The organism is Peptacetobacter sp. AB800 (genome assembly GCF_047807365.1).
Taxonomy (GTDB): domain Bacteria; phylum Bacillota; class Clostridia; order Peptostreptococcales; family Peptostreptococcaceae; genus Peptacetobacter.
Genome location: NZ_JBLOUI010000008.1, coordinates 11,658 through 25,024, shown reverse-complemented (window position 1 = coordinate 25,024; position 13,367 = coordinate 11,658). Strand labels below are relative to the sequence as shown.

Below are 13,367 nucleotides of genomic sequence, written 5' to 3'. Positions count from 1 at the left end.
AGAGGGATGTTTATGGATATAAATTATATACTATCTTTAGAAGAAGGCTCTGTATTTGATAGGAAAAGTATTAAAATCAAGCCAAAGGAATTGGCAAAACATATAATAGCATTTGCAAATTCAGATGGTGGGATGATAGCTATAGGAATAACAGATAAGAATAGAATTATTGAGGGGATAGACTACTATGAAGAAAAAATAAATGAGATTTTAGAAGCCCCTTTTAGATACTGTTTCCCAAGTATAAGAGTAAAGTCTAAAAGGATAGAGTGTATTGATTCTGATGGCTTTGACAATCATATATTACTTATGGAGATAGAGTCTGACTCTGTTGTACATAAAAATCAGCAAGATGAGGTATTTATAAGAGTTGGGGATAAGTCTATAAAATTAAATTTTGAGGAAAGAATACAACTTATGTATGATAAAGGAGAGAGAAACTTTGAAGATACAGAGGTAGTTGATGCGACAATAGATGATATAGATATTCCTTTTTTAAGAGATTATATAAAAATAATAGGGTATTCAAAAGATGAAATAAGTTATCTAAAGGAAAATAAAGGATTTTTAAAAGAAAAGAATGGAAAAGATGTTTTAAGTACAGCAGCGATACTTTTATTTGGAAAAAGACCACAGGATTTTCTTCCTAGAGCTAGAGTCAGATTCATAAAATATGATGGAATAGAAGAAAAAACTGGAGCCGAGATGAATGTAGTTAAGGATATTGTATTTGAGGGGAAAATATATGATATGCTGAAGAAAACTATAGAATATATAGATTCTCAAATAAAAGAAAAGACTTTTTTAGAAAAAGACGGCAGATTTGTGACTGTTGAAGAATATCCTAAATTTGTAAGGCAAGAACTTGTGGTTAATGCTATAACTCATAGAGATTACAGTATTAGAGGAACAGAAATACAAATTAAAATGTTTGATGATAGGTTGGTTGTAGAGAGTCCTGGGAAATTACCTGGACTTGTTAAAAAGGATAATATGAGACACACTCATTTTTCTAGAAATCCAAAGATTGCAGAGTACTTAAAATATTTTGGCTATGTCAAGGAATATGGAGAGGGTGTGGATCGTATTTACAAAGAATTGAAGGAAGCTGGGTTTAAAGAAGTGGAGTATTATATGGATACATTCATATTAAAGGCAATTGTATTTAATAATAAAGTAGATTCATCAAAGCTGCAGTATATTATACAATCAGATGACACTTTGGGAAATAAAAAGGCTGTTTCAGATAATTTTAGTGACACTTTGGGAAATAAAAAGGCTGTTTCAGATAATTTTAGTGACACTTTGGGAAATAAAAAGGCTGTTTCAGATGATTTTGGTGACACTTTGGGAAATAAAATTAATGCTTATAAATATACTAAATTAAGCAAAATAAGTATAGAAAGATTATTAGAAACAAAAAAATTTCCAAGAGAAGTAGTAGAAAATATTTTAAAAGTATATGATGAGGTAGAAACAAATCAGATTATAGGAAATTTAGAAGTTAGTAAAATACTAGGTAAGTCAAAATCGACAGCAATAAGAGTCATGAAAAAATTGAAAGAAATGGATGTAATAGTACAAGTTAATGGAAAAGGAAGAGGAAAGTATAGATTCAAGTATGAGTCTGAAATTAAAAATAAAAAATAAACAGAAAAAGACTGCTACAATTATTTGTTAGCAGTCTTTTTATTTGATAACACTAAAAAATTCTAATATAATATATTATGAAACAGTATGCAATGATATATTGAAGTTGTATAATAGTATATCATCTCATAGAAAGGAAGATATATATGATTCTTATAAAAAACGGAAACATAAACACAGTAACAAATGGAGAAATAAAAGGAGACATCCTTATAAAAAATAAAAAAATAGAAAAAATTGCAGAGTCAATAGATACAACATGCCTTGAAGATGTTGAAGTAATTGATGCAGATGGATTAAATGTATTTCCAGGATTCATAGATGCTCACACACATCTTGGACTTTGGGAAGATGGTCTAGGATTTGAAGGAGCAGATGGAAATGAAGAAACAGATCCTATTACACCAAATCTAAATCCAATAGACGCTATAAATCCAATGGATCACACATTTAAAGAAGCATATGAAGGAGGAATCACATCTGTATGTGTAACTCCAGGAAGTGCAAATGTCATGGGAGGACAGTGTATAGCTATAAAGACATTTGGAAAAAGAATAGATAAAATGGTAATAAAAAATCCTGTGGCTGTAAAAATAGCATTTGGTGAAAATCCAAAAAGCTGCTATGGTCAGGAGGAAAAATCTCCTCAGACAAGAATGGCGATTGCAGCTACACTTAGAGAGAATTTTAGAAAGGCACAGGATTATCTTGAGGAAATGAGTTTTTACAGTGAAGCTGATGATAATGATATAGATAAGCCAGAGTACGATATGAAGCTTGAGAGCTTAATACCGGTACTTAGAAGAAGAATTCCTCTAAAAGCACATGCACATAGAGCAGATGATATATTCACAGCGATAAGAATAGCAAAGGAATTCGACTTAAAGCTAACTATAGACCACTGTACAGAAGGGCATTTAATAGTAGATGAGCTTCTTGAAGAAAATGGAGAATATCCAATAATAGTAGGTCCATCATTGACAGATAGATCTAAACCAGAGCTTAGAAATCTTTCTCTTGAAACAGCAGGTATCCTTTCAAATGCAGGTATAGAGGTATCTCTGATGACAGACCACCCTGTAATACCAGTTCAGCACCTTCCAATGTGTGCAGGAATGGCTATTAAAAATGGTATGAAAGAAGATGCAGCACTTAGAGCAATAACTATAAACCCAGCTAAAACACTTGGAATAGACAAAAAAGTTGGTTCTCTTGAAGAAGGTAAGGATGCGGATATAGTTTTATGGGAAGGTTCACCATTTGATTTAGGTGGAAAAGTTATGCTTACAGTGATAGACGGAAAAGTAGTTTATAAAAGATAATTTTTAATTTAGAATTATTGAAAATTCATAGAAAATAATATACAAGAAAAATATAAAAGACAAATTAAAAATACGGAGATAAATATGAAAAGAATTTTTTTAGAAGACGAAAATAAGACAAAGGAACTTGGTGAAAAACTAGGAAAATTAGTAGACGCAGGTTCAATTATTTGTCTAGTTGGAGATTTAGGAGCTGGAAAGACTACATTTACTCAGAGTTTTGCAAAATCTCTTGGAGTAGATGATTATATAACTAGCCCTACATTTACAATAGTGAACGAATATCAGGGTAGATTACCTCTATATCATTTTGACGTTTACAGAATAGGATGTAGCGAGGAAATGTACGATATAGGTTATGACGAATATATAAACTCAGATGGAGTTTGTATAATAGAATGGGCAAATTTAATAGAGGATATACTTCCAGATGAATATTTAAAAATAGATATGAAGTATAAAGAAATGGGTAGAGAGGTAACATTTGAGCCCGTTGGAGAAAAATACGAAAAAATGATTGAGGAGATGAATTTATAGATGAAAATTTTAGGAATGGACACATCTTCAAGAGCTTGTAGTGTAGCTGTTGTAGAAGATGATTGTCTTATATGTGAATTTGTTGTAAATAACAAAAAGACTCACTCACAGAAATTAATGCCTATGATAGAAACTATGCTTAATATGAGCGATTTAAGTATAGAGGATATGGATGCAATAGCAGTTTCTGTAGGACCAGGCTCTTTTACAGGTCTTAGAATAAGTATGGCTACAGCAAAGGCTATATCTCATGTAAATAATATTCCAATATTAGCTGTTAATGCGCTAGAGAGCTTAGCTGGAAATATGGACCTTTGTGATAAGAAAATATATCCAATACTAGATGCACAGAGAACACAGGTATATACAGCTAAATACGAGTACAAAAATGACGAGCTTGTAGAGCTTGAAGGAATGGATGTAAAAGAGATAGATGATTTAATAGAGATTATAAAAAATTCTGGAGAAGAGTGTATAGTTCTTGGAGAAGCTGTTTCAAAATACGAAGATAAGCTATCAGAAGTAGAAAATATACATATTCCAGCAGTTTCTCACAATGTAACTAAGGCAGCAAGTGTTTGTGCAGTTGCTTTAGCTAAGTACAAAAGAGGTGAGGGAGTTCACAGCTGCTACGATGTAAATCCAATATATATAAGAAAATCTCAGGCAGAAGTACAGTACGAAGAAAAAATGAAAAAATTAGAGGCTCAGAAAACAGCTGAAAATAAATAGAAATTTGAAGGAAAGAAGGAATTGAATTCTGTACAAGGATTCAAACAAAAGAGGGAAAATGGAAAATACAGAAAAACTTTCTGATGTAATAGTTAGAGAAATGACTATGGACGATGTGGATGGAGTTTTCGAAGTTGAAAAAAATTGCTTTGAAGATTTTTGGTCTAAGCAGTCATTTATAGACGAGGTTAAAAACAGCAATGCTAGATATTTAGTAGCAGAAAAGGATTCAAAAATAGTTGGATATATAGGAATCTGGCTTATAATCGACGAGGGACATATAACAAATGTTGCAGTTCATAGCGATTATAGAGGACTTAAAATAGGAAATGAGCTACTAAAAGATATGGTAAAACTTTGCAAAGAAAATAAAATAGTTGCTATGACTTTAGAGGTCAGAAGAAGCAATTTAGTGGCACAAAATCTGTACAAGAAATACGGATTTAAAATGGCTGGTGTTAGAAAAGAATATTATAGCGACAACAGAGAAGACGCGATAATAATGTGGAATCAGCTTTCGGAGGTGTAAAAAATGAGCGATATAATAACTTTAGCGATAGAAAGTAGCTGTGATGAAACAGCTGCATCTGTCCTTAAAAACGGGAGAGAAGTTCTTTCAAATATAATATCAACACAGATAGATATACATAAAAAATTTGGTGGAGTAGTTCCAGAAGTTGCTTCAAGAAAACATATAGAAAATATAGATATAGTTGTGCAGCAGGCACTAGATGAAGCAAATATAACTATGAATGATATAACTCATATAGCAGTTACTTACGGTCCAGGACTTGTGGGTGCGCTTTTAGTTGGGTTATCTTATGCAAAAGCTATGGCTTATGCGCTAGATATTCCTCTAGTTGGTGTAAATCATATAGAAGGACATTTAAGTGCTAACTACATAGCACATAAAGACCTAAAACCACCATTTATAACACTTATAGTTTCTGGAGGTCACACTCATCTAGTTGAGGTTAAGGACTACGGAGAATACGAAATATTAGGTAGAACAAGAGATGATGCATCTGGAGAAGCATTTGACAAAGTAGCAAGAGCTATGGGACTTGGATATCCAGGTGGACCAATAATAGATAAATTAGCAAAAGAAGGAAATAAAGACGCAATAGAATTCCCAAGAGCGTATATGGATGAAGGATACGATTTTAGCTTCAGTGGAATAAAATCAGCAGTATTAAACTACTTAAATGCCAAAAAAATGAAAAAAGAAGAAATAGTAGAAGCAGACGTTGCTGCATCTTTCCAGGACGCTGTAACAGATGTACTAGCAAACAAAGCCATAAAAGCAGCTAAAGAAAAAGGATACAGTATAGTGACTTTATCTGGTGGAGTTGCTTCAAACTCTGGACTAAGAGAAAAAATAGAAAAGCTAGGAAAAGAAAACGGAATAGAAGTAAAATATCCACCGCTAATACTTTGCACAGACAATGCTGCAATGATAGGATGCGCGGGATACTATAACTACATAAAAGGAAGAGTAGATGACATGAACCTAAATGCTGTTCCTAACTTACAGATTACAGATAAATAGGATAAAAAGGATGCTATCAATCGCTCCAGATCTCGACACATTGTCTATTAAACTAACTTTAAATGGTACAAGGTGTTTGTAAATTGTCGCTGACTGATTAGTATCCTCTTTTTTTACTATTAATAAACTGTAAACCTAAGATAGTGAGCAGTATTTAAAAGTATCTGTTAAAGATTTTAAATTATAAAAAGGGTATTTGTATATCACGATGCAGCGACAATTCTGCAAGCGACTCGCAACTTATAAATGTGTTACATAAAAGTGCGAGTCGCTGAAGCCTGGAGCAAATGTGATATATGATACCCTTTTTCCGTATAATTTATAAATCTTTTACAATATTAACTGCCCACTTTTTACTCAATGCTCTCGGTACTCCAAATATAAATTTTATTATTTCTTCAACCGATGTACACCGTACAAGTAAATATATAGGTAGTCCCCATTTTGCAGCAAGGAATGTAAGTGGTACAGAACCAAGCCACATAGAGCCCATTTCGATGATAAGGGCCATTTTAGTATCCCCACCACTTCTAAGAATACCTATAATAATAAACGTATTAAAAGCTCTCAGAGCCATTACAATAGCCATTATAATAAATATCTTAGTTATATCCGGTGCAAGTGTCTCAGATACACTAAACACCTTTAAAAGCATAGGTATAGATATTATTAAAAGAATACCCATTAAAAAGCCAGTTACAGTAACTATAACTCCTAATTTTTTAGAATAATCTAAAGCTCTGTCAATATGGTCAGAACCAAGTTCATTTCCAAGCATTATAGATGATCCCGTAGCGATACACATAGCAGTAATAATAAAGAAGTTGCTAGTTGTTGTCGCTATCTGGCTTGCAGCTATTGCAGATGTACCTGCCATAGCATAGGCTACAGAATAGCAAACTGTAGCTACAGCCCAGAAAGACTCATTTAAAAATATTGGAAAACTTTTAGAACCATAGGCAACTAAAAAATCTTTTTCAAACATTCCAAAATGATGAATATTAAATCTAAGCATATAATCTTTTTTGTATAGATATACATACCAAACCATTATAATTGATTCCATTAGTCTAGCGATTAAAGTAGCTAGAGCAGCACCTTCAACTCCCATTCTAGGGAATCCTAATTTACCAAAGATAAGTACATAGTTTAAACAAACATTTACAACAATTGCAATTGCACTACATTTCATACCTATATTTGGATTTTTTATACTACGAGAGCATACCCCAAACCCCATACTTATAGCGGTTAAAGGGTAGCTAATTACTACTATTTTAAAATAATTTCTACATAAAGATACAACCTCAGGGTCGTATGAAAATATGTGTATTATGCTTTCTGGCGAAACAAAAGCTATTATTACAAAAGGAAGACTCATAACTAAACCAAGCAGTATACTAAGTGCAGTGACTTTTTTGATATTAGTTATATCATTTTTTCCGAAAAACTGTGATATAAACAGTCCAGATCCTCCTAAAACACCAGCAAGACACATATTAAATATAAAGAAGAACTGATTTGCAACACCTACAGATGCAACAGAAACCTCACCCAAACTACTAATCATAACAGTATCTATTACATTTACCGAAGATGAGATAAGGTTTTGTATTATTATAGGTATGCATAAAGATAAAAGAATACTGAAAAATCTCTTATTATAATCATCAAATGCAAATAGTTTGTTCAATAATTTACTCCATTATCTGTTCCCATTTTTCATAAAGAGAGGCTAATTTATCCTCTAATTCTGATTTTTCTAGGTTTACTTCTTTTGATTTTTCTGGATTTGAATAAATTTCTTCCTGACAAAGCATCATATCAAGACCTGCAATTTTCTTTTCAGTCTGTTCGATATCGTCTTCTAATTTTTTAATTTTATTTTTGCTCCGTCTTTCGATTTCCCTCTGTTCTTTTTCCTTTCTTTTTTCCTCTTTTAACTGAGTTTTTGTTTTAGTCTCAGTATTTTCCTCTTTGTTCATCTCACTTAGCTGTCTTTTCTTTTCAATATAATAGTCGTAATTTCCAAGGTATTCAGTTACACCATTTTCGCCAAGCACTAATATTTTATCCACTACTTTATTTAGGAAATATCTATCGTGTGAGATAGTAAATATAGTTCCTGTGTAGTTTACAAGAGCTTCCTCTAATACTTCTTTTGAATCTATGTCTAAGTGGTTTGTAGGTTCGTCAAGAAGTAGGAAGTTAGACTGAGATAATATAAGTTTAAGAATTGCAACCCTTGCTCTTTCGCCCCCACTTAGAGAAGATATTCTTTTGAATACGTCCTCATTTTCAAATAGGAAAGCACCAAGCATATTTCTAACCTCTGTCTGAGTAAGATGAGGGTTTGCATCCCAAATCTCGTCAATTACAGTATTATCAAGGTTTAAAGTCTTCTGCTCCTGATGGAAATACGCAGTGTTTACATTTGTACCAAATTTAACTTCACCTTGCATAGGCTCTAATTCATTCATTATTATCTTGAATAATGTAGATTTACCGGCACCATTTGGTCCTATAAGTGCGACTTTTTCTCCTCTATATATATCAAGGTTTAAATCTTTAAACAGAACCTTATCTGGGAAGCTCATTTCAACATCTCTTACTGCTAAAACGTCGTTTCCACTTTCAACTGCTGGTATAAATTTAATTTTTGCTCTTTTTCTTTCTCCATCTGGCTTATCAAGTACTTCTATTTTAGAAAGAGCTTTTTCTTTACTTCTAGCTCTTTTTAAATGTTTTTCTCTACCGTAAGCCTTTAGTCTTTCAATAGACTCTTCCTGTTTTTTTATTTCTTTTTGTTGATCTTCATAAGTTTTTCTCTCTATTTCCTTGTCGATAGCAGATTTTTCTACATAATAAGAATAGTTTCCATTATAAGCTTTTAACTTCTTATTATGTATCTCAAATATTCTGTTTACAGATTGATCTAAGAAATATCTGTCGTGGGAAATAAGGATTACAGTCCCTTTGTACTGTTTAAGGAACAGTTCTAACCATTCAAGAGCATCAGAATCAAGATGGTTTGTAGGTTCGTCCAGTAGAAGAAGAGTAGGTTTTTTAAGTAGCAGCTTAGCTAAAAGAACTCTAGTCTTTTCTCCTCCTGAAAGAATTTTGATTGGTTTTTCTAGCTCATCATCGTTAAAACCTAGACCTTTTAAAACTCCTTTTGCCTCAGATTTATATCCGTAGCCGTTTGAGTTTTGGAAAAGTTCTAGTTTATGAGAATAATTATCCATAAGTTTTTGTAAATCTGGAGAGTTAGTTTCTGAACTTTTGTCAGAAATCTCACATTCCATTTTTCTAAGATCCTCTTCCATTTTTATGAGGTCGCTAAAAACTTCTAAAACCTCTGTAAAAATAGTATTGTCTGAGTAGAAGTTCGTATTCTGCTCTAAATAACCGATTTCACAATCTTTAGATGTATAAATTTCTCCGCTGTCATATCCGTAAATTCCAGAAATTATCTTAAAAAGAGTTGTTTTTCCAGTTCCATTTACGCCTATAACGCCGATTTTATCGCCCTCATTAACAGTAAAACTTATGTTTTCGAGTATTGATTCGACACCAAAACTCTTAGTTAAGTTATTACATGATAAAATAATCATAAATTTCTACCTCCTCAAGCTACCTAAAATTATAATGTTTTGATATAATATATTCAAGGCTATATGTATGGTTTTAGAAAAAAGTATGTTATATAATAAACCATGATGGATTATAATAGAGTTAGGGGGTGCTAATTTAAATGGGAAATAAAAATATTTCTATGGCGGTTATAAGAAGACTACCTAAATACTACAGATACTTAGGTGAGCTTCTAGACAATGATGTTCAGAGAATATCATCAAAAGAATTAAGTGAAATAATAGGTTTCACAGCTTCTCAGATAAGACAGGATTTAAACAACTTTGGAGGATTCGGACAGCAGGGGTACGGATATAATGTAGAGGCTCTACACAAAGAAATAGGAAAAATATTAGGTCTTGATAGACCATATAATGCTGTTCTTATAGGTGTAGGGAATCTAGGTCAGGCTATAACAAACTATTCAGGATTTAGAAATTCAGGATTTGAAATAAAAGCTTTATTTGATGCAAATCCAAGAATGATAGGTCTAAAAATAAGAGAGCTTGAAATATTAGACTCTGATGTTATAGAAGACTACATAAAAGAACACGAAATAGATATAGCAATAGTATGTATACCTAAAAATGGAGCTCAGGAACTAATAAACAGAATAGTCGGAGCTGGAATAAAAGGTATATGGAACTTTGCTCCAATAGATCCAGAAGTTCCAAAAGGAATAATTGTCGAAAATGTTAACTTAACTGAAAGTCTATTCACTCTTTCTTACTTAATGAAAGAAAACAACGAATTAAAGAAATAAGTTATATTTTAGAAAAAGAATCTTAATGTTTTGAGTTATTTGGATTAAATTTGTTATATTTTAATTGATTAAATTTGTAAAAATTAAAAATTGAGAAATAAAAAAGACTGATTTGAAAAAATCAGTCTTTTTGTTTACTAAAAATTATTCAGCCTGAGGAGCTCCTACTGGACAAGCTTCAGCACATGCACCACATTCAACACATGCATCTGCATCTATTACGTACATGCTATCTCCTTCAGATATTGCTCCAACTGGACATTCAGCTGCACAAGCACCACAGCTAACGCAAGCATCAGTTATTTTGTATGCCATTTTAGTTTCCTCCTAATATTATAAAATTTATTTAAGTACATTATAACAAAAAAGTTCTGCTATAACAATTAAATTAATTGATGAAAGGCAAATATTTTTGTATCATATAACTTAAACATAGAAACTTCAACACTTCTAGAAAGTTGAAAAAATTTGTTGGAGAATAATGATTCTTTTTTGCAGTATAAATTATAATGAAATTTTATCTTAATTTTATATTTTCATTATTAAAAAAATATGTTAAAAAAATTTTAATTTTAAAGAATAGAGAAAAGAGGTGAAAAGGTCGCATTTTTTGTCGGAAAATATTTTCTTTTGGAATAATGTGTACTAAATATATCAAATAGTATATATTAATAGTGTTTAAATAGAGTTATTTATAACTTAATTTATAAAAATAGAATACAATATGAAAACGATATCAAATAAAGCGGCTATACTTTTGAAAATATATGTATTAATAGGAAAAAGTGGAACGGGAAAAAGCTATAAATCTTTAGAATTAGCTTGTGAAAATAATATAGATTATATTGTGGATGACGGCCTACTTATATATAAGGGTCAAATCGTTGCTGGAGTGTCTGCAAAGCAGTCTCAGACTAAGATGGAGGCAGTAAGAAGAGCTATTTTTTCTGATATAAATCATAGAAAATCTGTTAAGAAAAAGATTAACGATTTAGACATAGATAGTATACTAATTTTAGGTACTTCTTTAAAGATGGTGAAGCAAATTTGCTCAGCTTTAGAATTAGGTGAAATAGATGAGATTATAGATATAAACGATATAAGTACAGAAGATGATATAAGAAAAGCAATAGAGTCTAGGAAAAAGGGGAATCATATAATACCAGTTCCAACTGTAGAGATTAAAAAAAGGATAAACGGTCTTAGAATAAATCCTCTAAGGAGATTTTTTATGACATCGGATAAAGAAACTAAAATCCTTGAAAAAACTGTAATTAGACCGGCATTTAGCTATATGGGTAAGTTCTACATAGCTCCCGAAGTGCTGAATCAAATTATAAAATATACTGTATCAAAAAATACACATATATCTAGAATAAATAGAATAAGTGTAGACAATTCAGATGGAAAAATAGAAATAAAATTGAATGTAAATATAAGAAATTTGGATGCTTTTGGAACCCTAAAAAACATACAACATAATATAAAAAGAAATGTAGAGAATATGACATTAATTAATGTTAATAAAATTGATATTTATATTAATAAAATAAAAGATAAATAGTGTTGTAGTAATATATCAAAATAATTTGAAAATTATTGTAAAAATGTTGTACTATTTTATAAAAAGTATGTTATAATCAAAATGTAGACGCGGGAAAATGATTTTTCAAGCGTGAAAGTTTATATGAATAATTATTATATTAGAGTATTTAAGGGGGCTTACACAATGTCAGGAAATGTTTTTGAAAACGCACAGGCACAGGTAAAAAAAGCATGCGATAAATTAGGAATGGAACCTAATGTTTACGAATTATTAAAAGAACCTCAGAGAGTAATAGAAGTAAACATACCAGTAAAAATGGACGACGGATCTATAAAAGTATTCAAAGGATTTAGATCTCAGCACAATGATGCAGTTGGACCAACAAAAGGTGGAGTTAGATTCCATCCAAACGTTTCATTAGAAGAAGTTAAAGCTTTATCTATATGGATGACTTTCAAATGTTCAGTAACAGGTATACCTTACGGTGGTGGTAAAGGGGGAATAATAGTTGACCCTAGCCAGTTATCTCAGGGAGAACTTGAAAGATTATCAAGAGGATATATAGACGGAATATACAAATTAATAGGTGAAAAAGTAGACGTACCAGCTCCAGACGTTAACACTAACGGACAGATAATGTCTTGGATGGTTGATGAATACAACAAATTAACTGGATCAAGCAACATAGGTGTTATAACTGGTAAACCAGTTGCATTCGGTGGATCATTAGGAAGAAATGAAGCTACTGGATTCGGTGTTGCAGTAACAGTTAGAGAAGCAGCTAAAAAATTAGGAATACCTATGGAAACAGCTAAAATAGCAGTTCAGGGATTCGGTAACGTTGGTGCTTTCACTGTTAAAAATATACAGAAATTAGGCGGAACTGTTGTAGCTATGGCTGAATGGTGCCCTAAACATGGTACTTATGTAATATACAAAGAAGACGGTTTAGATTTCCAGGCTATGTGGGATCACAGAGCAGCTAACGGAGATTTATATGACTTCCCAGGTGCAAAAGTTATATCTTTAGAAGAATTCTGGGCATTAAACGTTGACATAATAGTACCAGCAGCTCTTGAAAATGCTATAACTGCAGACGTTGCTAAAACTATAAACGCTAAATTAATATGTGAAGCAGCTAACGGACCAACTACTCCAGAAGCTGACGAAGTATTAGCAGAAAAAGGAATAACTTTAACTCCAGACATATTAACTAATGCTGGTGGTGTTACAGTTTCTTACTTCGAATGGGTACAGAACTTATACGGATACTACTGGTCAGAAGCTGACGTAGAAGCTAAAGAAGAAGAAGCTATGGTTAAAGCTTTCGAATCTCTATGGAAAATAAAAGAAGAATACAACGTAACAATGAGAGAATCTGCTTACATGCACTCAGTTAAAAAAGTAGCTGAAGCTATGAAATTAAGAGGATGGTACTAAGATTTAACTCAACAGTACAGTTGTAAATACTAAATGAATTCAATGGGAGATATCATATTTGATTATGGTATCTCCTTTTTATTTTTCATTGAAATAACTACCATTGAAAGGTAACATAATTATTTACATTATAAATCCGAGAAGGTATAATATATTGTATATGTACTAAAAATAGAAATTAATACAAAATTATTT

Annotated in this window: 12 protein-coding genes; 9 read left to right on the top strand and 3 right to left on the bottom strand. The window is 31.7% G+C overall.

All coding sequences use genetic code 11. The features are described from left to right. The first annotated feature begins 12 nt into the window (after positions 1–12). From ACK2WN_RS04375 to tsaD, 6 genes are all read left to right on the top strand, one after another. Positions 13–1,650: an ATP-binding protein gene (locus ACK2WN_RS04375; protein ID WP_416154935.1), complete on the top strand. Its 1,638-nt coding sequence runs from the start codon at positions 13–15 to the stop codon at positions 1,648–1,650. Between the two features lie 146 nt (positions 1,651–1,796). Continuing rightward, positions 1,797–2,972, top strand: a complete 1,176-nt coding sequence (locus ACK2WN_RS04370) for an amidohydrolase (RefSeq protein ID WP_416154934.1) — start codon at positions 1,797–1,799, stop codon at positions 2,970–2,972. Positions 2,973–3,056: 84 nt separating this feature from the next. After that, positions 3,057–3,509, top strand: a complete 453-nt coding sequence (gene tsaE, locus ACK2WN_RS04365; RefSeq protein WP_040410185.1) for a tRNA (adenosine(37)-N6)-threonylcarbamoyltransferase complex ATPase subunit type 1 TsaE — start codon at positions 3,057–3,059, stop codon at positions 3,507–3,509. Further along, positions 3,510–4,241, top strand: a complete 732-nt coding sequence (gene tsaB, locus ACK2WN_RS04360; protein ID WP_300530019.1) for a tRNA (adenosine(37)-N6)-threonylcarbamoyltransferase complex dimerization subunit type 1 TsaB — start codon at positions 3,510–3,512, stop codon at positions 4,239–4,241. Between the two features lie 58 nt (positions 4,242–4,299). Beyond that, positions 4,300–4,770 carry a ribosomal protein S18-alanine N-acetyltransferase gene (gene rimI, locus ACK2WN_RS04355; protein WP_300530021.1) on the top strand — a complete coding sequence of 157 codons (471 nt, stop codon included), beginning with the start codon at positions 4,300–4,302 and terminating at the stop codon, positions 4,768–4,770. 3 nt (positions 4,771–4,773) lie between these two features. Next, complete coding sequence (gene tsaD, locus ACK2WN_RS04350) at positions 4,774–5,790, top strand: tRNA (adenosine(37)-N6)-threonylcarbamoyltransferase complex transferase subunit TsaD (RefSeq protein ID WP_416154933.1); 1,017 nt, start codon at positions 4,774–4,776, stop codon at positions 5,788–5,790. Between the two features lie 319 nt (positions 5,791–6,109). Here the strand turns inward: tsaD and ACK2WN_RS04345 are convergent, their stop codons facing one another. Continuing rightward, entirely contained in the window at positions 6,110–7,483 is a 1,374-nt protein-coding gene (locus ACK2WN_RS04345; protein WP_416154932.1) for an MATE family efflux transporter, read from the bottom strand. Between the two features lie 4 nt (positions 7,484–7,487). Continuing rightward, positions 7,488–9,404, bottom strand: coding sequence for an ABC-F family ATP-binding cassette domain-containing protein (locus ACK2WN_RS04340; protein ID WP_300530029.1), 1,917 nt, complete (start codon positions 9,402–9,404; stop codon positions 7,488–7,490). 140 nt (positions 9,405–9,544) lie between these two features. Here ACK2WN_RS04340 and ACK2WN_RS04335 point away from each other — a divergent pair, with 140 nt between their 5' ends. Next, complete coding sequence (locus ACK2WN_RS04335; protein WP_178412497.1) at positions 9,545–10,186, top strand: redox-sensing transcriptional repressor Rex; 642 nt, start codon at positions 9,545–9,547, stop codon at positions 10,184–10,186. A gap of 144 nt (positions 10,187–10,330) precedes the next feature. Here the strand turns inward: ACK2WN_RS04335 and ACK2WN_RS04330 are convergent, their stop codons facing one another. Continuing rightward, positions 10,331–10,501: a DUF362 domain-containing protein gene (locus ACK2WN_RS04330; RefSeq protein ID WP_300530031.1), complete on the bottom strand. Its 171-nt coding sequence runs from the start codon at positions 10,499–10,501 to the stop codon at positions 10,331–10,333. Positions 10,502–10,943: 442 nt separating this feature from the next. Between ACK2WN_RS04330 and ACK2WN_RS04325 the strand changes: the two genes are divergently transcribed. Both ACK2WN_RS04325 and gluD read left to right on the top strand, forming a co-directional pair. Next, positions 10,944–11,750 (top strand): ATP-binding protein, encoded by an 807-nt coding sequence (locus ACK2WN_RS04325; RefSeq protein ID WP_416154931.1) that lies wholly within the window; start codon positions 10,944–10,946, stop codon positions 11,748–11,750. Positions 11,751–11,915: 165 nt separating this feature from the next. Then, positions 11,916–13,172 carry an NAD-specific glutamate dehydrogenase gene (gluD, locus tag ACK2WN_RS04320; protein WP_300530035.1) on the top strand — a complete coding sequence of 419 codons (1,257 nt, stop codon included), beginning with the start codon at positions 11,916–11,918 and terminating at the stop codon, positions 13,170–13,172. The last annotated feature ends 195 nt before the right edge of the window (positions 13,173–13,367 follow it).

Coding starts and splice junctions, on each gene's coding strand:
- tsaE (WP_040410185.1), top strand. CDS start 3,057: ATGAAAAGAATTTTTTTAGAAGACGAAAATAAGACAAAGGAACTTGGT.
- ACK2WN_RS04375 (WP_416154935.1), top strand. CDS start 13: ATGGATATAAATTATATACTATCTTTAGAAGAAGGCTCTGTATTTGAT.
- ACK2WN_RS04335 (WP_178412497.1), top strand. CDS start 9,545: ATGGGAAATAAAAATATTTCTATGGCGGTTATAAGAAGACTACCTAAA.
- ACK2WN_RS04340 (WP_300530029.1), bottom strand. CDS start 9,404: ATGATTATTTTATCATGTAATAACTTAACTAAGAGTTTTGGTGTCGAA.
- tsaB (WP_300530019.1), top strand. CDS start 3,510: ATGAAAATTTTAGGAATGGACACATCTTCAAGAGCTTGTAGTGTAGCT.
- gluD (WP_300530035.1), top strand. CDS start 11,916: ATGTCAGGAAATGTTTTTGAAAACGCACAGGCACAGGTAAAAAAAGCA.
- rimI (WP_300530021.1), top strand. CDS start 4,300: ATGGAAAATACAGAAAAACTTTCTGATGTAATAGTTAGAGAAATGACT.
- tsaD (WP_416154933.1), top strand. CDS start 4,774: ATGAGCGATATAATAACTTTAGCGATAGAAAGTAGCTGTGATGAAACA.
- ACK2WN_RS04330 (WP_300530031.1), bottom strand. CDS start 10,501: ATGGCATACAAAATAACTGATGCTTGCGTTAGCTGTGGTGCTTGTGCA.
- ACK2WN_RS04370 (WP_416154934.1), top strand. CDS start 1,797: ATGATTCTTATAAAAAACGGAAACATAAACACAGTAACAAATGGAGAA.